Raw genomic sequence first — 20112 nt, 5'->3', positions numbered from 1 at the left:
GTAAGGATCGCGGATGTCGCCGACCGCAGCCGAGCTCCGGAGCCGCTGGACCCTCGATCCCGAGGTCGTGTTCCTCAACCACGGCAGCTTTGGCGCCTGCCCCCGCGCGGTGCTCGCCGTCCAGGACGAGCTGCGGCGGCGCATGGAGCGGGAGCCCGTGCGCTTCTTTCTCCGCGATCTGCAGGCCCCGCTCGCGGCCGCGCGCGAGGCGGTGGCCGCGTTCGTCGGCGCCGACCCGCTCGACCTGGTGTTCGTGCGCAACGCGACCGAGGGGGTCAACGCGGTCCTGCGTTCGCTCGAGTTCGCCGCCGGCGACGAGCTGCTCATCACGTCGCACGGCTACAACGCCTGCAACAACGCCGCTCGCTACGTGGCTCTTCGGACAGGTGCGCGGGTCGTCACCGCCGCCCTGCCCTTCCCGATCTCCGGGCCCGACGAGGCGGTCGCCGCGATCCTCGCCGCGCTCACGCCGCGCACCCGCCTGGCCATCGTCGACCACATCACCAGCCCGACCGGCTTGCTGCTGCCGATCGCCCGCGTCGTCGCCGCCCTGCGCGAGCGCGGGGTCGACTGCCTGGTCGACGGGGCCCACGCGCCGGGGATGGTGCCGCTCGACCTCGACGCGATCGGCGCGGCCTACTACACCGGCAACCTGCACAAGTGGGTATGTGCGCCCAAGGGGGCGGCGATCCTGCACGTCCGCCGCGACCGCCAGGGCTCAATCCACCCGGCGGTGATCAGCCACGGCTTCAACCATCCCGACCCGCGCTCGCGGCTGCACGCCGAGTTCGACTGGACCGGCACCGCCGACCCGACGCCGTGGCTGTGCGTGCCGGCGGCCCTGCGCGAGCTCGGCGAGCTGCTGCCCGGCGGCTGGCCCGAGGTGCAGGCCCGCAACCACGCCCTGGTGTGCGCCGGGCGCAAGGTCGTCGCTGCGGCGATCGGCGCCGCGCTGCCTGCCCCCGAGGACATGCTCGGGAGCCTGGCCAGCCTGCCCCTTCCGCCCGGTCCCGAAGGCCAGGCGGTCTCGCCGCTCGGCACCGACTCGCTGCAGGACGCGCTGCTCTTCCGCCACGGCATCGAGGTGCCGGTGCCGCCGTGGCCGGCGCCGCCGCGGCGGCTGATCCGGATCTCCGCCCAGCTCTACAACGAGATCGCCCACTACGAGGCGCTCGCGCGCGCGCTGCGGGTCGAGCTCGAGGGGATGTTCGGACATGCCGTCATCGACATGTCCGAAAAGACACTCGACTGGGTGCCCGACCCGGCGACCTCGCGCGCGAAGCGATGAGCCCGCCCTCCACGCGGTCGTCGCGCCCGACGATCACTCGCCGCCGGCGGCCTCGAAGGCGCGCATGAACGTGTCGGCGTCGACGGCACAGGCGCGCAGCAGCTGCGGCAGCAGGGCGTTGAGGCGGTCGCCGCCCTCCCTGGCCGGGACCTTGTCCGCGGCCCACATGCGGGCGATCGCGTCGACGATGCCGATCAGGACCTCGACGCGCACGCCGCTGCGCGCGGACACCGGCGGGTACGACTGGCAGGTCTGCCGGGCGGCCGCGACCGCCTGATCGGACAGGCCGGCGCGCACGAGCAGCGCGGGGGTGAAGATCCCGCAGTGATAGATGCTGAGCGAGGAGGCCTCGTCGCTGTTGCCGCGCTTCTCGGCGGCGTCGGCGAGGGCGATGCAGCGGGTGCGGACCTCGTCGTAGCGGCCGGCGGCGAAGTGGACGTCGAGCTCGAGCGGATCGGCGAGGTTGCGATCGCGCAGCAGCTGGGCCTCCATCTCGGGGCAGCCGTACATGTCGACGAAGACCTCGACCTTGCCCGTGGGACATGGCACTTCGTACACATCGACCATGTGCCCGCGGGCGTCGGGGCCGAGGCTGCCGGAGCGCGCGCCCGCGGCGGCCTGGGCGTCGCCCTCGAACGGGTTGCCACCGCCGGGGCAGCGGAACTCGCCGGCGACGTACTGATAGGAGTCGCGCGGGCCGCAGCGCGGGATCGGGGCCTCGGCGCTGCCGCTGCCGCCGCCGGTGCGGCTCTCGACGCTGGCGTCGTCGAACAGCTTGCCGCCCGGGGCCCCGGCGCGCGCGTGCGGCGGCTCGGCGTCGCGCTTGCCGCCACGGCCGGGCCCGCCGCAAGCGACGAGCGCGAGGAGGAGGACGAGCGAGCGCGGCGCCATCATCGTCCCCGGAATGGTTACACGAGGTGCGCGCCGCGACCAGCCCCGCCGGCGGACGAGCCGCCGACGGGGCCGCGGGGCGTCCGCTCACTCGACCACGCGCACCTTGGTCGACGCGCCGTGGCCGAACAGCTCCGGCATGTACATCGCCTCGGCGCGCACGGGCGGCAGGCTGAACTCGCCGATCGTGGTCGCGCGGGCGGTGTAGCTGTACGTGTAGACGCCCGCCGGCAGGTGGTTCGAGAACAGCAGCATGCGATCGTCGCGCATCTCGGTGTGGTCGAAGCGCCACCACGGACGCCACCACCACCAACCGCCGAGCTCGCCGAAGAACGGCAGGCTGCCGTCGACCGACTGGCTCTCGACCCCGCCCTGCACGTCGCGCAGGGTGGTCGCGAACTTGGCGTTCTGGCCCTCGAAGCCGGCCGGCAGCGGGTCGTCGACGACGACGAAGTTGGCGCGGTCCTTGGCGACGAGCGTGAGGTTGACGCGCACGAGCGCGCCGGCCTTGATCTGCCAGGTGCCGTCCTCGAGCTTCTTGACCGACTCGGGATCGGGCTTGTCCCCGCCCTGCGCGAGCGGCTCGTAGCTGCGATGCACGGTGAAGCCCTGCGACTCGGCCTTCATGGTCAGGTCGGCGGGCGCGTAGCGCAGCCCGAGCCGGTAGTAGAGGAGGCCCGGGCCGTCCTTGCTCAGCAGCAGCTCGCGCGGCTTCTGCTCGATCAGCTTCTTCATCGGGATCTGCTGCTCGACCACCGCCATGCTGCGGCCCTTGAAGGCGCGCTCGCCGGCGAACGCGCTGTCGAGCCAGACGCGCGCGACGTAGTCGGGCACGTCCTTCTCGATCGTGGTGAAGTAGCGGCTGGCCGCGAGCAGCGCCCAGGCGTTGGCGTGGGTGGTGCCCCACTGCCCGCCCTTCTGCGGATCGCGGTCGTCGAGGATCCCCGCCATCACCTTCGGCAGCAGCGGATCGCCCTCGGCGACCTCGAGCAGGGCCATCAGCGCGATCGCGTCGGTCTGCACGTCGGAGTGCATGAGCACCTGCAGGCCGTAGCCGTCGTCGCCCTCGCGCGCGGTCTCGGCGAAGTGCGCCGTCTTGGCGTTCTCGACCACCTTGGCCCTGAACTCCTTCAGCAGCGCGTCGCGCTGGCCGGTCATACCGTAGCGGTGCGCGGCCGACAGCAGCAGCGCGTGGGCGTAGAGCGGCATCTCCTTGCGCCTGGCGTAGACGCGCTCGAACAGGTCGCTGCCGCGGCCGTCGCGGCTCATCAGCCACAGCGCGAAGGCCCGGCTGGTGTGATCGTAGTAGCGACCCCACGGCGTCGCCTCGCCGTTGCGGACGAAGTTGTCGAGGTAGGCCATCGCCCGGTCGATCGCGGCGTCGTCGACCTTGAAGCCGGCGGCCTTGCCCTCGAGCCAGGCGAAGGTCACCCACGCGGTCAGGTACGGCGAGCTGCGGGCCGGCTCGTCCCAGTAGCGGAAGCCGCCGTCCCAGTTCTGCCGCGACTGGATCCGCGCGACCCCCTCGGCGCCGAGCGCCTGCCGCTTGGCCAGGTCGCTGACGCTGGCGATCGGGAACTGCTCGAGCACCGGGCCGAGCACGAAGATCGGCAAGAGGCGGCTCGCCAGCTGCTCGGTGCACTCGTACCGGTAGCCGACGAGGAAGTCGACGGCGTCCTCGAGGCCGGTCAGCGCGGTCGAGCTCATGCTCAGCTCGAGCCCGCCGAACGCCGGCAGCGCGTCCTCGGGGACCTTGAGCGCGCGCGCGATGCTGCCGTCGGTCACGCCGTAGTCGGCGAACGCCTGCCGCGTCGCCGGGTAATGCACCGGCAGCGCCAGCTCGGTCGCGTCGCGGCCGCCGTTCGCCAGCGCGGCGAACTGCACGCGCATGGTGCCGACGCGGTCGACGGCCATCGGGAACCGGACCTCGCGCGACTCGCCGGCCGGGATCTCGACGCCCACGGTCGGCTCGCCGGAGATGACGACGTTGCTGCCGCGCGTGCCGACGAGGATCGCCTGCGGCTCGCTCGTCTGGTTGTCGACCATCACCGAAGCCTCGAACTTGTCGCCGAAGTTGGCGAACCGCGGCAGGCTCGGCCGCAGCATGATCGGCTTGCGCACCTTGACGTTGGCCTCGCCCGAGCCGAAGCGGTCGGCCTGATCGGGATCGACGGCGACAGCCATGACGCGGAAGCTGGTCAGGTTCTCCGGCATCGGGATCTCGACCGTCGCCTCGCCGCTGGCGTCGATCGCGACCTCGGCGTTGAAGTACGCGGTGGTCGCGAACAGCGAGCGCAGCGAGATCGGCTGGCTCATCGCCTGCTGGACGTCGAGCGCCGCCGTGACCGTGGATTGCCGCTTGGCCTTCTTCATCGGCCCGCGGCTCGCCTCGGCTTCCGTGCGCTTCTCGGCGGCCTCCTCCATCGGCGCGGCCGGTTCCGGCAGCGCCACGGCCTTATCGGCCGTCGCCCCGAAGCCTGCCTCGTAACCACCGCCCCCGGCGCCGGTGCCGGCCCTGCCGAGCCCGCCGTCGAAGTCACCGGCGGAGGGAGCCATCGGCACCGCGTCGGGCGGCGGCGCCGGCGGGGGCGGCGGCTCGACGTCCTTCTTCGCCACCAGGAACTGGCGCATGTCGTAGAGGCTGACGCCCGGATCGCGATCGTGGTGGAAGAACGCCAGCGGGTCGGGGGTCTGAAAGCCCATCAGGCTCAGCACGCCCTCGTCGACCACCATGACCGCGACGGCGGCCTTCTGCGGCGCGCCGGTCGCGTCCTTGGCCTTGATCTTGAGCTTGAGCGTGTCCTTCGGCGCGACCTCGGTCTTCTCGGGCAGGACCTCGAGCGCGATCTTCTTGCGCGTGGCCTCGATCTTGAGGTCGACCTGGCCGACGGCGAAGGCGGGTCGGCCGAGGTCCTGTCCGGGCGGCGCGCCGGGCACGTCGACGCGCCCGCGCACCAGCAGCACCGAGGCGCGCACGTTGGGGATCTGCGCCTCGTCGATCGGCACCTCGATCGTCGCCGCCCCGCCCTTCACCTCGATCGGGTAGTGCGAGACGATGCCCTCGCGGGCGATCACCACCAGGCCGCGCGCCTTGTCGAACGGCGAGCGCACCAGCACCGTGGCCTTGTCGCCGGGCTCGTAGGTGCGCTTGTCGGGCACCATGTCGACGCGGTGCTGGTCCTGCTGCCACACCACCGCGTCCTCGCCGTAGACGTAGAACGGGTGCTTCGACAGCGACTTGTGGCCCTTCGGGTCGGTGATCAGCGCGCGGATGTCGTAGCTGCCGGCCTTGTCGACCACCAGCTCGCAGTGGACCGGCGCGTCGGCCGAGACCAGCGCGCAGCTGCCGACCTCGACGTCGACGGTGTCGTACTTGTACTGCCACGAGCCGTTCTCTTGCACCGCGGCGCGCGACGTCTCCTTGCGCACCAGCTTGACCTGCACGTCGCGGCCGGTGACGCGCTTGCCGTCGACGTCGACGACCACCGCCTCGAGCCGCGCGCGCTCGCCCGCGCGGTAGACCGAGCGATCGGCGCGCACGCCCGCGTACTCGCTCGCGGGATGCACCACGTAGGTCGCGCGGCCGGCGATCGACTGCCGGTTCTCGTCGGTGACGTTGGCCTCGAGCGTGTAGGTCGACGCGCCCGGCGGATCCTCCGACTTCGGCCCCGCCGGCGGCACCGGCGTCTTCTCGCCCCACGGCGTCTCGACCGCGGCGAGCAGGTGGCTCACCGCCAACAGGCCGCGCGCGTCGGTCTGACCGCTGCCCTGGCGGACGAGCATGCCGCTGCCGTACGGCCGCGGGAAGCCGATGCCCTTGCCGCGGTAGATGCCGCCGCCGAAGTCGAGCTCGCCGCCCCACATCCACCACTCGTTGCCGCCCTGGCCGAACGTGAACGCCTCGTTCTCGCTGCCCGGCGGGCGGTACGGCGAGTCCTGGCGCCGCAGCGTGTAGGTGGCCTCGGCCCCGACCATCGGCGCGCCGTGGAAGTAGGTCGCCTTGATGTCCGCCTGCAGGGTGTCGCCGTAGAGCAGCGGCGCCTCGGCCGGCCGCTCGACCTTGACCTCGAACTCGGGCGCGCGGAACTGCTGGACCTCGAACGAGTGGTAGAACGAGTGCTCGCGCGAAAACAGGCCCGCCGGCGAGCTGACGATCAGCTGATAGCTGCCGGTGTCGCCGTCGGCCGGGATCGGGATGTCGACGCTGAAGGTGCCGAACTGGCCGACCTTGAGCTCGCCCTTGGCGATCTCGTGGCCGCGCGGACCGTGGACGGTGTAGTTGGCGGTCGTGCCGGCGCGCCACAGCTGGACCTTGCCCGCGGGCCCGCGCGTCTCCTCGCGGACGATGCCTTGCATGTGCACCGTCTCGCCCGGCTTGTAGGGCTGGCGATCGCTGTAGAAGAAGATCCGCGGCTCGTGCTCGCGGCCGCCGTTCATCCACACGCCCCACGAGTTGTCGGCCGTCTGCTGCAGCGGGATGTAGGCGGCCTCGCCCTGGTAGCGCGCGAGGATGTACGGCTGATCGTACATCGTGCCGTGCGTCAGCTCGGCGAGCCCGTCCGGCCCCGACTTGCCCGACCACACCGGGCCGTCGAGCGCCATGTTGTGGAGGCCGAGCTCGACCCCGGGCAGCGGCTCACCGGTCTCGATGTCGGTGACGAGGATGACGCCGCTGTCGCTGTCGAGCGCCGCGGTCACGCCGAGGCGGGTGATCTGCACCACCTGCGACAGCGACTGGCGGTAGCGCCAGCCGCCGTCGCCGAGCTCGTTCGAGCGCGCGCCCAGCAGCAGGAACTTGCCGGCGCCGGCGCCGAGCGACCTGGCGTCGAGCGACAGCGTCGCGGCCTCGACGCGCGAGTCCTTGACGTCGAACAGCTTGTCCCACGTCGGCGACTTGAGCGGCTCCGGCCACTCGCCGTCGTAGCGGACGTGGCGGTCGTTCAGGATCTTGCGCATCTCGCTCGGCTCGAACGACCGGGCGCGGAACTCCACCGAGGTCAGGCCGGTCGCCTTGGCGTCGAGCACGCCGGAGTGGCTCGGCTCGAGCACGGCGGGATCGACCGGGCGGTCGGCCCACTGCAGCGAGGCGTCGAGCGCCGGCAGCGTGACCGTCTTGCGGTACGGCGCCTTGAGCTCCTGGCCGTGGATGTCCTTCAGGCCAGGTTCGACCTCGATCGTGTAGGTGCCGAGGCCGCGGAACTTGCCCGTGAGGGTAATGTCGCCGGACACCGTGACCTTGAGGTCGGGGACCTCGGGCGTGACGCGCACCTTCTTCTCCGCGTCCGGCGTCGGCAGCAGCGAGTTGGAGGCGCTGACGTGGAGCCCCGCCTGCGGGTTGCAATCCCAGTAGGACTGCGACGCGCACTGCGGCCCGGTCAGGGTCAGCGGCGGATAGGTGCGGAACTTGAGCTTGATCGCCTTGCTCGGGTTCGGGCCCTCGCCGTACACGCCGGCCGGGATCTCGACCGTGTAGGCGGTGTTGGCCGTCAACGCGGCCGCCGGGCGGAGCACGATCACGCGCTCCGCCGGCCCCTGCTGCGCGTACGAGCGGAACGGCTCGGGCAGCCCCGCCCACTGCTCCGGCGGCACCGCCGTGACGCTGACCTGCCCTGCCCCGCCCTTCACGCGCAGGGCGGCGAGCAGCTTGTCGCGGTCGACGGCCTGGTTGAAGCGCAGCACCACCACGGTGTCGAGCGTGGCCGACTCGTACTCGCCGGGGGTGAACGACTCGACCTCGAGCGACGGCGTGGTGAACTGCCACTTCACCTCCTTCGCCAGCTTGGTGCCCATCGTCGACGTCTCGCCGGCCACGACCTTGGCCGTGTACGTGGTCGAGTACGGCATGCGGCCCTCGGGCTCGAACGCGATCATCTGCGTGCCGAGCCAGCGGAACTTGCCCTTGGGCAGCGGCTCGATGGTCAGCGGCGAGCGCTCGAGCTTGAGGTCGTCGATCGAGGCCAGCGGCACCATCGGCTGGTTGAACACTGCGCTGACCGAGCCGACCAGCCCGGGCGCCTTCTCGGTCGGGCTGGTGCGGAGGACCTTCAGCGGGCCCTCCTCGGCCAGGTCTTGCGTCTGCTTGGTCGGCGGCGCGGGCGGCGGGAACGGCAGCTCGACCTTTTCGCTCACGCTCGGGGGCGGCTTCGGCCCGGGAATCGGCGTCAACTCGCCGGCGACGTCGCTCGCCTCGGGTTCGATCGCCGGCACGCCCGCCCACAGGTCGAGTTTGGGCGGTTGCGCGGTCTCCTTGGCCGTGTCGGTCTCGGTCGCCGGAGGCGGCGTCTTGGGGGTGCAGGCCGGGAGGAAGAACATCGCGGCGAAGAGGCCCGCTGGGGCCGTGCGCCGAATCTGTCGCTTGTTGGCGTGGTCACGCATGGAGCGCTCGATTCACATTCGGGTGAAAGGGGGGAGCGGAAACGCTATGCAAACGCGGAGGCGGGGCCCATGCTTACACACGCGGAGACGCCGATCGAGTGCGTCGACGCGCGAACGAGGACCCGGGGCGATCTCCCGCGGAACATCGTCCTCGGGGCGCGCGCTTGCCGGGGCCGGTGCGGGCTGCCACCCTCCGCCCCCATGAAACTCCGCGCGAGCCTTGGCCTATTCGCCTCGATCCTCATTGCCGCGTGCGGTGACAGCGGCGGCGCCTCGACCGGCACCGGGGCGACCACCGACACCACCACGGGCGGCACCACCGACCCCGGGCCGACCACGGACCCGACCACCGGCACCACCACCTCGACCGACTCCACCGGCGAGAGCATGGGCGAGACCACCGGCGTCGACACCACCACCTCGACGTCGACGACGACCACGAGCACGACCACGGCCGACACCACCGATACGGGCGTGGCGACCGACACCGACGCGACCGCGACCACGACGAGCCCCGACAGCACGACCACCGCGGACGAAACCACCGCGTCTGGCTCTTCGGACAGCTCGACGGGCGACCCGGTCGGCGAGGCGCTGGCCGTCACGCTCCAGGACGTCGTCCTCTACGCCAATTGCCAGCCGATCGTCGATCCCGACAGCATCCTCGGCTGGTGGACCGTCGTCTACGACAATTCGCAGGGCGCGGCGACGAGCTCGGCCGAGCTGACGAAGGCGACGCTCACCCTGTCGCCGAACAACCTGCCGAGCGTCCACGAAATCACCGTGTCGCCGACCCAGAGCGGCCCGGTCGGGCCCGGCGAGACGCTCCCTCAGGAGCAGATGAAACAGAAGGGTGCCCCCACCCCCGGCTGCGGCTTCTGCAATCAGCCCTACCGGCTCGACCTCACCTTCGCCAGCGGCGGCCTCGACGTCCCCGTGGTCCACGAGGCCACGCTCGACTGCGTGTACTGACGTCGGTACGCTCGGCGGCATGACGCGCCTCGTGCCGCCGTGCTGTTTCGCGTGGACGCTCGCCGCTTGCAGTGCGCCCGCCGCCACCACCGACGACGCGCCCACCACCGTCGAGACCACCGGCACCACCGGTATCTCCGGCAGCACCACCGGCGACGCCGCCACGAGCGCCTCCGACGGCGTGCCGACCACCAGCGGCGCGCCCGACGGTCGCCTGCGGCTCCACCAGCTGCAGGCGCTCGGGACCCACAACAGCTATCACCTGTCGCCCGGCACGCTCGTCAAGGAGTGGGACTACACCCACCTGCCGCTCGACCAGCAGCTCGAGGAGCAGGGCGTCCGCAAGTTCGAGCTCGACCTGTGGTTCGGCGGCGCCGGCGAGCCCATCGCCGTCCATCACATCGATCTGCTCGACACCTCCTCGACCTGCGCCACCCTGGTCGACTGCTTGATGGTCTTGAAGACATGGTCGGACGGACATCTCATGCATCACCCGCTGTACGTCATGCTCGAGATCAAGAGCGCGTTCGATCCGCCCGGCGCGCAGGAGCTGCTGGCGACCCTCGAATCCCAGGTCCTGTCGGTGTGGCCCGCGGACCGGCTGGTCTTGCCCGACGACGTCCAGGGCAGCGCCGCCAACCTGCGCGACGGCGTGGCTGCGGGCGGTTGGCCGGCGATCGACGACGCGCGCGGCAAGCTGCTGCTGGTGCTGCACGACGGCGGCAAGTGGCGCGAGGCCTACACCGACGGCGGCACCTCGACGGCCGGGCGCTTGCTCTTCCCCGACGCATTCGGCGACCTGACGCTGCCGTTCGCGGCCGTCCACTCGCTCAACGACCCGGTCGGCGACGCGGCGCGGATCGAGGCCGCGGTGGCGGCCGGCCACCTCGTCCGCACGCGCGCCGACGCCGACAACGTCGAACCCAGCGCCGGCGACACGTCGCGCGGCGAGGCGGCCCTGGCCAGCGGGGCGCACTTCATCAGCACCGATTATCCGCCGCCGAAGGGCGACAAGTACGACTACGTGTTCGCCATCCCGGGCGGCACGCCGTCGCGCTGCAACCCGGTGACGGCGCCGCCGGACTGCACGCCGGCGGCGATCGAGGCGCTGTGACGCGCTACTGCATGATGCCGCAGATGCCGACGGTCTCGTAGCCGGGCGTCGCCGAGCCCTCCTCGAACCACGGCACGCAGCTCAGCGTCTCGTCGTACTCGAGGCAGCTGTCCGGAGATTCGAGGTCGCACCACACCGAGCAGCAGTACGGGGTTTTGCAGCTCGGCAGGTTCTCGCCGAAGATGCACAGGTTGCCCGGATCGCAGCCCGAGAGCGCGTAGCACGAATCGCCGTACTTCCCGAGGTCGGGGAACACGCGCGGCATGCAGACGAAGTGCGGCGCGCCGAGGGCCGCCTCGTTGGGCACGCACGTCTCGCCGGGGCTGCAGTCTTGCAGGAGCGGGTCGCACTTGCTGAAGCAGACCGGCACCGTCGGCTCGAACAGGAACGCGCAGCGGTCCTCCGGCTTGGGGCACTGCGGCGCGTCCATGCTGCCGGTGCAGTAGGCGACGCAGGTCGCCTTGCCGGTGTTCTCGAGGTCGAGGCAAAGCGAGCCCTTGGCGCAGTTGTCGATGCCGTCGCCGAACTTGCCGGGCACCACGCAGTCCTCGCCCGGCAGCGCGGGGTTGAGGTCGACCGGGACGCAGCGGGTGCCGTTGGGGAACGGACCGCCGTCCTCGTTCCACGCCGTGCACTTCTGGTCGGCCGGGCAGTCTTGCAAGAACAGGTTGCACTGCCCGCCCACACTGCCCATATCGGCGATCGCCATCGTCGTGGTCGGCGGGGGCTCGGAGGTCGACGTCGTCGTGCCGGTCGGGGTCGTGCCCGCCGACGTGTCGGTCTCGCCGGTGCTCCCCGGCGACGTCGTCGTGGTCGTGTCGACGCCCGCGGTGGTGCCCTTGGGGTCACGCGAACAGCCGGCCGCCAGGGCGACGATTCCAGCGAGGGTGGACAGTTGGACCGAGGTACGGATCAGGCGTCCCACAACGGCAGCGTAGCGCAACCGCGGGCCGGAGGGCGTGTGCAACTGTCTGCGCAACGCCGGTCGCGACGAAGCCGATCGCGCGCCGCCACGAGGCGACAGTGCGACCGGCTCCAGCGGCGAAGGTCCGTTGTGCTCAGGCCACGCGGTAACGGGTGCCGCGAGCCTTGCCCGTCCAGGTGACCTGGCCGGCCTCGATCAGGCGGTTGACCGCCGAACGGACCTGCATGTTGGTGCCACCGACGCGACGCTGGATCTCCCCGGCACCGGCGGGACCGCCGATCGCCTTGAGCGCCTCGAACACGCTCTTGTCGAACGCCTCGCGGCCCGCCGGGGTGCGGGTGTTCACCTCGGCAGCGGGCTCAGCCTTGGCGCCCTTGCCGGCCTTGGCGGGCGCCGCGGCGGACTCCTTGGCGGGGCGGGTCTCGGCGGGCGCTTTCGCCACCGGCTTGCGGCCGGGCCGCCCCGGGCGACCGGCACGCGGTGCCACGATCGCGGGCTCGCGGGCGGCGCCCTCGGGGTTCAAGAGATCCTGGACGGTGATCGAGCTGAGGAGCTTGCCCAGCTCACCCTTCGACAATTGATGCAGTTCGCCGAGCGTCAGCTCGGCGTTCTGGCGCAGCAGATCCACGAGGATCTGACGCTTACGGCCTTCGACCGCGGACACCAGGGACACGTCGTACTTGGACATGGCCTCTAGGCTAGCACAAGACTTTGGACACGATGGAATCTATTTGCACACTCACAGGCAATTTCATCCCACCTGACCTGCATCCTCAGTCCTCACATCGAGCGACGATACTCGCCGCCGACCTCGAACAACGCCCTGGAGATCTGTCCCAAACTGCAGACTCGTGCCGTCTCCATAAGCGCAGCGAAAGTGTTGCCACCCGACAACGCGACTTGCCGCAGCCGCTCGAGCGCCGCGGGTGCCGCCTCCGCGTGACGGGCCTGAAACGCCCGCAAACGGTCGATCTGCGCCGTCTTCTCGGCGTGGCTCGCGCGGGTCAGGTTGAGGCCGGCAGCCTCCTCGTCACCGGTCCGGTTGGGGTTGATGAAGGTGTTCACTCCGATGATCGGGAGATCGCCCGAATGTTTGCGCTGTTCATAGAGCAGGCTCTCGTCCTGGATCTTCCCTCGCTGGTATTGCCGCTCCATCGCCCCGAGCACTCCGCCGCGCTCGTCGAGTCGGAGGAATTCGGCGAGCACCGCCTCCTCCACCAGTTCGGTCAGCTCTTCGACGATATAGCTGCCCTGCAGCACGTTCTCGGTCTTCGCCAGGCCCTGCTCGCGGGTGATGATGAGCTGGATGGCCATCGCCCGCCGCACGCTCGCCTCGGTCGGCGTCGTGATCGCCTCGTCGTACGCGTTGGTGTGCAGGCTATTGCAGTGATCGTAGTAGGCGAACAGCGCTTGCAGCGTGGTGCGGATGTCGTTGAAGTCGATCTCCATCGCGTGCAGCGAACGGCCGGACGTCTGGATGTGATATTTCAGCTTCTGGCTGCGCGCGTCGGCGCCGTACAGATCGCGCATGGCGATGGCCCAGATCCGGCGCGCGACCCGGCCGATCACCGTGTACTCGCTGTCGAGGCCGTTCGAGAAGAAGAAGCTCAGGTTCGGCGCGAAGTCGTCGACGGCGAGGCCGCGGGCCCGGTAGTACTCGACGAACGTGAACCCGTTGGCCAGCGTGAACGCGAGCTGGGTGATCGGGTTCGCCCCCGCCTCGGCGATGTGATAGCCGCTGATCGACACCGAGTAGTAGTTCCGCACCTTCTTCTGAATGAAGTACTGCTGGATGTCTCCCATCATCCGCAGCGCGAACTCGATCGAGAAGATGCAGGTGTTCTGAGCCTGGTCCTCCTTGAGGATGTCGGCCTGCACCGTGCCGCGCACGACCTGCAGCGTGCGATCGGCGATCGCCGCCCGCTCCTCCTCGGTGACCGCGCGCCCGAGCTTCGCCTCCTCGCGCTCGACCTGCTGATCGATCGCGGTGTTCATGTAGAACGCGAGCAGGATCGGCGCCGGCCCGTTGATCGTCATGCTGACCGAGGTCGCCGGATCGCACAGGTCGAAGCCGCGATACAGCAGCTTGGCGTCGTCGAGCGTGCAGATGCTGACACCGCTCTCGCCGATCTTGCCGAACACGTCCGGCCGCTCGTCGGGGTCCCAGCCGTACAGCGTCACCGAGTCGAACGCGGTCGACAGCCGCTTGGCCGGCTCGCCCGCCGACAGGTAATGGAAGCGCTCGTTGGTGCGGGCCGGCCCGCCCTCGCCGGCGAACATCCGCTTCGGATCCTCGCCCTCGCGCTTGAACGGGAACACGCCGCCGGTGAACGGGAAGTAGCCCGGCAGGTTCTCGAGCAACGCGAACCGCACCAGCGCCCCCGGCTCGTCGTCGCGGGGCACCGCCACGCGCGGCTGCACCGTGCCCGACAGCGTCTGCACCTGGGTCGGATAGCGGACGGTCGACTGCCGGATCTTCACCACGAACTCCGGCTCGCGATAGGCCGCGAACAGCTTGGGCAGCTCGTCGAGCGCCCGCCGCGTGTCGGAGTCGAGCTGCCCGCGCAGCTCCTCGATCTTGCGCGCGAACGTCGACGCGTCGGCCTCGTCGGCGAGCAGCCGCTGCGCCGTCGCCAGCGCCCCGATCTCGCGCGCGAGCTGGACCTGCCGCTTGACCCGCGCCTTGTATCCGCGGACCTGCCGCACGATCTCCGCCAGGTAATGTTGGCGCTCCGACGGGATCAAATCACTGATGTCGGACACGACCGCGCGCTGCTCCGCCGGGATCGAGCACACCCACGGCGCGTCCGGCCGCCGCTCGCTGAGCGCCGCGCACAGCGCCGCGTACAGCCCGTTGACGCCGCGATCGAAGAATCGACTGGCGACGGTGCCGAACACCGGCAGCTTGTCGTCGGGCACCGAATACGGGATCTCGCGGTTGCGCCGGACCTGCTTGCGGACGTCGCGGAGCGCGTCCTTGCTGCCCTTGTGCTCGAACTTGTTGACCGCGATGAATTGCGCCGCGTCGAGCATCTCGATCTTCTCGAGCTGACTGGGCGCGCCGTACTCCGCGGTCATCACGTAAAGGCAGAGGTCGGCGATTCGCGTCACTTCGGCGTCGCCCTGGCCGATGCCCGACGTCTCGACGATCACCAGGTCGTAACCGACGCGCTGCAGCAGGCGGACGATGTCGTCGGTCGCGCGCGACAGCTCGACCCCGGCGGCGCGGGTCGCCAGGCTGCGCATCATCACTCGCGGGTCGCGCAGCGCGTTCATGCGGATGCGGTCGCCGAGCAGCGCGCCGCCGGTGCGCCGCCGCGTCGGATCGACCGAGACGACCGCGATCCGCCGATCGGCGTGGTCTCGCAGCAGGCGCGCCAGCAGCTCGTCGGTCAGCGACGACTTGCCGGCGCCGCCGGTGCCGGTGATGCCGAGCACCGGCGCCCGCTTCTCGCCCGCGTCGGCGCGCACCGCCGCCAGCAGCGGCTGCTCGCCGCCCGCCGCGACCGCGGCCTCGACCGCCGTCATCAGCCGCGCCAGCCGACTCTTGTGATCGGCCGCCGTCAGCGCCCCCGGCTCGCGCAGCGCCGCGAGCTCGGCCAGCGGGTCGGCCGGCGTGGTCGCGAAGTCGGCGCCCGCGAGGATCATGTCGATCATCCCCGTGAGCCCGTAGCGCCGCCCGTCTTCCGGGCTGAAGATGCGCCGCACCCCGTACGCGTGCAGCTCCTCGATCTCCCGCGGGACGATGACGCCGCCGCCGCCGCCCCACACGGTGATGTGCCCGGCCCCCTTTTCGCGCAGGAGGTCGACCATGTACTTGAAGTATTCGATGTGGCCGCCCTGATAGGAGCTGACCGCGATCGCCTGGGCGTCCTCCTGAATCGCCGCGTCGACGACCTCCTCGGCGCCGCGGTTGTGCCCGAGATGGATCACCTCCGCGCCGCCCGCCTGCAGCACTCGCCGCATCACCCCGATCGCGGCGTCGTGGCCGTCGAACAGGGCGGCGGCCGTCACCACGCGGATCTTGTGGCGCGCGACGTAGCGCCCATTTTCTCCATTTGCAACCGGGTTTACAGGGGTCTCTTGCTTTGGATCGACGCTGGCCATGGCTTCCGGGCGACCTCGGCGGTCAGCTTAGGCCCGACCTCGTAGCCCCGGGCCGGGTTTTTTTTGCTTGAGGTCGCGGCTTGCCTCACAATCGCGCCAGGTATGACATCGGCACACAGAAGCGCCTTCACGACCACCCTGCGGGTCGCGCTGCTCGTCGCCCTGCTGGTGCCCACGAACGCCGACGCCGCCGGCAGCGGGCGGCTCGGCTGGTCGAACGCCCCGCGCTGGCGCCTGCCGGCGGTCCGCCCGCCCGACTGCCCGAGCGGCTACGCCGGCAACCGCGCTCTGGTACAGGTCGCAAGCGCCAGGTGCAAGGAGACAGGTCCTCAGGGACAGACGCAACCGCGGCCGACGGCCGCGCGTCCGAGTGCGCGGCCGGCTACGCAGGCGCGCCCCGAGCCGGCGCGCGCGCCGACGCCCGTGTGGACGCCCGCGGCGAGCCCCGCCGGCCCTGACGCGACCGCGCTGATGGCGATGAACGCCGCGCGCTGCCACGACTACCTGCGCGAGCGCGAGGTCGAGTTCGTCGTCCTCGACCGCGACGAGGCGCCCGAGGTCGCGATCCCCGTGCGCCTGCGCGGCCCGATCGCGGGGGTCGCCTTCACGATCCCGTGGACGACGGATCTCGAGCGCGACGCCCACGCAATTTGGGACTGTCGCCTCGTCGCCGCCGTGGTGCCGCTGGCCGAGTGGCTGCACGACCGGGGCATCACCGAGGTGCAGTACTTTTCCGCCCTGCGCCGGGGCAAGATCGTGCAGCAGAAGCCGAAGAGTCAGCACAACCTCGGCCTCGCGCTCGATCTTTACGCCCTGCGACGTGGCAGTGACGCGGCCGCCACCGTCGAGGACCACTATCCGCGGCGGACGCTGCGGCGCTGCCCGGGGCCGCGAGAGAGCGGACCCGGAGCCTCGCCGCCGCGCGGGGCCCCGGCCTCGGAGCTCCTCCTCGGCCTGGTCTGCGTCGCCACCGAGGGCGGGCTCGTACACACCCTGCTTACACCGGATCACGACCGGGCACACGCCAATCACCTGCACCTCGACCTCAAGGCCGGCCAGAGCAGCCCGGCCGACCCGTTCGTCAGCTTCCACGGCCTCTGAGTGGCGGCGCAGCCGCTCGCCCCCACCGGCGGAGATTCGGCCGGATACGCGAAATTGAACCTCGGCTCCGCGCCGATGGTGGCGTGGCCGCCAAGACGATACACTCCCGAGCCAGTCGACGAATGCCCCCGCTTCCGAAGAGCCGCCCCGCGAACGCCTCGCTGAGCAAGAGCGAGATGGCCAACAGCGCCGCGTCTTCGTCGACGCTCGAGGTCTCTTTCAACGAAGACGTCGGCCGCGTCATCAACGGCCGCTACGAGCTGCTCGGCGTCATCGGCGAGGGCGGCATGGGCGTCGTGTTCGAGGCCCACGACCGCCGCGTCGATCGCCGGGTCGCGATCAAGCTGGTCCGCCGCGAGTGCCTCACCGACAGCAAGTTCATCATTCGCTTCCGCCGCGAGCTCGAGGTCACCGCCCAGCTGCGCCACCCCTCCACCATCCGCGTGTTCGAGCACGGCGAGTGTGAGGACGGCCGGCCGTACATGGTGATGGAGCTGCTCACCGGCACCAGCCTGTGCGAGCGGCTCGAGCAGGGCAGGATCCCCGAGCTGCAGGCGCTGCAGTTCGCCAAGCAGATCGCCGAGAGCCTCAGCGAGGCCCACGAGAACGGCATCTTCCACCGCGACCTCAAGCCCGACAACATCTTCATCGAGACCGTCGGCGTCAGCACCGTCGTCAAGGTCCTCGACTTCGGCATCGCCGGCGGCGTCGACGCCATGCGCCTCACTCGCGCCGGCGAGGTGTTCGGCACGCCGCAGTACATGTCCCCCGAGCAATGCAACGGGACGGACCTCGACCACCGCACCGACATCTATTCGCTCGGCTGCATCCTCTACGAGATGATCGAGGGCAAGCCGCCGTTCTCGGCCGAGAGCCCGATGGCGACGATGCTCAAGCACGTGCGCGCCAAGGTCCCGACCCCGCGCAACGGCTCGCAGTTCACCGCCAAGCTGCTCCAGCTCGCGCTCCGCAAGGACCGCACCAAGCGGATCCAGAGCGCGGGTCGCTTCGCCGAACTCATCGGTCAAGCGATCGGGGCCGTGCGCGCCGCCGAGGAGGGCCGGGTCGTCCACATCCCCGAGCTCAGCAACCAGCACACCGGGCCGTTCGCGGCCGTCGGCACGCCGCAGCGGGTCACGATGAATGGCGCCCTGCCGCCGCAGGAGTCGAACCGCAACCTGTTTATCGCCATCGGCGCCGGCGTCGCCGTGCTGCTGGTGGGGATCGCGCTGATCTTCGGCCGCGGCGACGAGCGCGCCGAGGGCGACGCGCGGGCGCCGGCCGAGGCCAAGGCGGCGCCGGTCGGCTCCGAGGGCCTGCCGAAGAACCGCGCCACCATCAAGGCCAACGTCGAGGGCGCGAGCGTCCACGTCGACGGCGAGTTCCAGTGCAAGTCGCCGTGTGAGATCACCGTCCCCGTCGGCGACAACCGCTCGCACGAGATCCGGCTGACCAAGGACGGCTACATCGACGTGGTCCAGAATTGGCGCCCCCTCACCGTCACCGACAGCTTGCCGCCGTTCCCCGACCTCAAGCCCATCTCGCCCGTGCTCGAGGTCAAGTCGCCCGGCAAGAAGCGCCCGGGCTAGGTGCGTGGCTCACCGCGCGCCCCGAAGCCGCCGTCTTGTGAGGCCCGGGCCCTTGTCCCGCGGGGTCGGCTTTGCCAAGCTTGGCCCCCCATGGCCCAGCAGCAAGATGAAGACTTCGCCGCGATGTTTGAAGCCCAGGGTGCGCAGACGCGCGCCAGGCTGAGCAAGCGCGTGCGCCCCGGACAGCTCGTCGAGGGTCCGGTGGTCGAGATCGGCGCCGACAGCGTGTTCCTCGACATCGGCGCCAAGAGCGAGGGGCGGATCGACCGCGCCCAGCTCCTCGACAAGGACGGCAACCTCAAGGTCAAGGTCGGCGACAAGCTGCGGGCCACCGTCTCCTCCGTGTCGGGCGACGGCATCCAGCTCGTGGTCGCCATCGGCAAGGGCGGCATCGACACGCAGGCGCTGGAGCTCGCGCTCGAGAGCGGCGTGCCCGTCGAGGCGACCGTCACCAAGGCGGTCAAGGCCGGCCTCGAGGTCGAGCTCGGCAGCGTGCGCGCCTTCTGCCCCGCCTCGCAGGTCGACCTCGGCTTCGCCCAGGACCTCGAGCGCTTCGTCGGCACCAAGCAGTTCTTCAAGGTCATCGAGATCCGCGACGGCGGCCGCTCGGTCATCGTCTCGCGCAAGGCCGTCCTCAAGGACGAGCGCGAGAACCAGGCCAAGGCGGTGCGCGAGCGCCTGGTCGTCGGCGCCGAGCTCGAGGGCATCGTCCAGACCATCCAGCCCTACGGCGCCTTCGTCGACCTCGGCGGCATCGAGGGCATGATCCACATCTCCGAGCTCGGCCACGGCCGCGTCGACCAGATCGCCGACGTGATCAAGATCGGCGAGACCGTGAAGGTCCGCGTCCTGGCGGTCGAGCCGCGCGGCACCAGCCCCACCGACCTCAAGATCAGCCTGTCGATGAAGTCGGCCGATCAGTCGACCGAGCCCTCCGCCAGCGCCGCCGCCGAGCAGGTGCTGCAGGGCAAGGTCGGCCAGGTCACCAACTTCGGCGTGTTCGTCGACACCGAGATCGGTCGCGGCCTCGTCCCGACCAGCGAGCTCGGCCTCCCGCCCAACGCCGACCCCAAGCGCGCCTTCCCGGTCGGCAAGGACGTCGAGGTGGTCGTCCTCGGCCGCGGCGGCGGCGAGGGCAAGCTCCGCTTCAGCATCCAGGGCGTCGCCGCCGCCGAGGAGCGCTCCGCCTTCAAGACCTTCGCCAAGGAGGCGAAGAAGGGCGCCGGCGGCGGCAAGGGCCTCGGCAGCCTGGGTGACCTCATGAAGGACCTCCAGGCCAAGCTCCCCGACGCCAAGCCCGCGCCCGCGCAGGCGCGCGAGAGCGCCGGCGACGCCAAGCCGGCCGCCACCCGCCGCCGCGCCTGAAGCCCCCGCCCCTGCGGTCGAAATCGGAGCAGCGTCGGCGCTGCTCCGATTTCGTTTGGTCGCGCGCGCACACGGCGTCGGCGCCTCCTATCGTCACAGTTCGCGCCGGCGCGCATGGGCCGATCGGCGAGGAAGACACCAGCCGCGGCGCGCTCGCCGATAGTCGGTATGTGTCCGTCCGGACATGCGGTCCCGCGGACGGTCGCAGGGGCTGCCGGGCGCCGCACCCATGAACCCGGGCACCCTCGCTCGACACGGTCGACCCCGAGCGGCCGGGGAGGCCACCGACGGCGAGATTGGACGGTCACAGCCGCTTCCGGGCGGCTCTCGTGGGACCGGTCCCGCGCGAATTGCGTGGGCATCAAGCAGCGAGTTTGCCGAGCCG

General features: G+C 70.9%; 11 protein-coding genes. 6 read left to right on the top strand and 5 right to left on the bottom strand.

Annotated features, from left to right (window positions below):
• Positions 1-13: 13 nt before the first annotated feature.
• Positions 14-1288, top strand: a complete 1275-nt coding sequence (locus tag NAEX_RS45405; protein ID WP_096334172.1) for an aminotransferase class V-fold PLP-dependent enzyme — start codon at positions 14-16, stop codon at positions 1286-1288.
• 33 nt (positions 1289-1321) lie between these two features.
• Here NAEX_RS45405 and NAEX_RS45400 read toward each other — a convergent pair whose 3' ends face one another.
• Both NAEX_RS45400 and NAEX_RS45395 read right to left on the bottom strand, forming a co-directional pair.
• Positions 1322-2182: a hypothetical protein gene (locus NAEX_RS45400; protein WP_096334171.1), complete on the bottom strand. Its 861-nt coding sequence runs from the start codon at positions 2180-2182 to the stop codon at positions 1322-1324.
• 84 nt (positions 2183-2266) lie between these two features.
• Positions 2267-8491, bottom strand: a complete 6225-nt coding sequence (locus NAEX_RS45395) for an Ig-like domain-containing alpha-2-macroglobulin family protein (RefSeq protein ID WP_143140182.1) — start codon at positions 8489-8491, stop codon at positions 2267-2269.
• A 264-nt stretch (positions 8492-8755) separates the two neighbouring features.
• On the opposite strand from NAEX_RS45395, the gene NAEX_RS45390 reads away from it, so the two are divergent.
• The gene (locus NAEX_RS45390) at positions 8756-9526 is read left to right on the top strand and encodes a hypothetical protein (RefSeq protein WP_096334169.1); all 771 of its coding nucleotides are present in this window, start codon (positions 8756-8758) and stop codon (positions 9524-9526) included.
• A 19-nt stretch (positions 9527-9545) separates the two neighbouring features.
• Positions 9546-10640 carry a Ca2+-dependent phosphoinositide-specific phospholipase C gene (locus tag NAEX_RS45385; protein WP_096334168.1) on the top strand — a complete coding sequence of 365 codons (1095 nt, stop codon included), beginning with the start codon at positions 9546-9548 and terminating at the stop codon, positions 10638-10640.
• A 4-nt stretch (positions 10641-10644) separates the two neighbouring features.
• Here NAEX_RS45385 and NAEX_RS49210 read toward each other — a convergent pair whose 3' ends face one another.
• The 3 genes from NAEX_RS49210 to icmF all read right to left on the bottom strand — a co-directional run bounded on the left by NAEX_RS49210 (position 10645) and on the right by icmF (position 15672).
• Positions 10645-11565, bottom strand: coding sequence for a hypothetical protein (locus NAEX_RS49210; protein WP_100792724.1), 921 nt, complete (start codon positions 11563-11565; stop codon positions 10645-10647).
• Between the two features lie 133 nt (positions 11566-11698).
• Positions 11699-12253, bottom strand: a complete 555-nt coding sequence (locus tag NAEX_RS45375; protein ID WP_096334167.1) for a hypothetical protein — start codon at positions 12251-12253, stop codon at positions 11699-11701.
• Between the two features lie 92 nt (positions 12254-12345).
• Entirely contained in the window at positions 12346-15672 is a 3327-nt protein-coding gene (gene icmF / locus NAEX_RS45370) for a fused isobutyryl-CoA mutase/GTPase IcmF (RefSeq protein ID WP_096334166.1), read from the bottom strand.
• Between the two features lie 102 nt (positions 15673-15774).
• Between icmF and NAEX_RS45365 the strand changes: the two genes are divergently transcribed.
• From NAEX_RS45365 to NAEX_RS45355, 3 genes are all read left to right on the top strand, one after another.
• Positions 15775-16773 carry a hypothetical protein gene (locus NAEX_RS45365; RefSeq protein WP_096334165.1) on the top strand — a complete coding sequence of 333 codons (999 nt, stop codon included), beginning with the start codon at positions 15775-15777 and terminating at the stop codon, positions 16771-16773.
• Positions 16774-16895: 122 nt separating this feature from the next.
• Positions 16896-18362 (top strand): serine/threonine-protein kinase, encoded by a 1467-nt coding sequence (locus NAEX_RS45360; RefSeq protein ID WP_096334164.1) that lies wholly within the window; start codon positions 16896-16898, stop codon positions 18360-18362.
• Positions 18363-18452: 90 nt separating this feature from the next.
• Entirely contained in the window at positions 18453-19727 is a 1275-nt protein-coding gene (locus NAEX_RS45355) for a 30S ribosomal protein S1 (protein WP_096334163.1), read from the top strand.
• Positions 19728-20112: the final 385 nt, after the last annotated feature.

This window comes from Nannocystis exedens, assembly GCF_002343915.1.
Classification (GTDB): domain Bacteria; phylum Myxococcota_A; class Polyangia; order Nannocystales; family Nannocystaceae; genus Nannocystis; species Nannocystis exedens.
The sequence above is the reverse complement of the archived record's forward strand: the minus strand, read 5'-3'. Positions and strand labels throughout refer to the sequence as shown.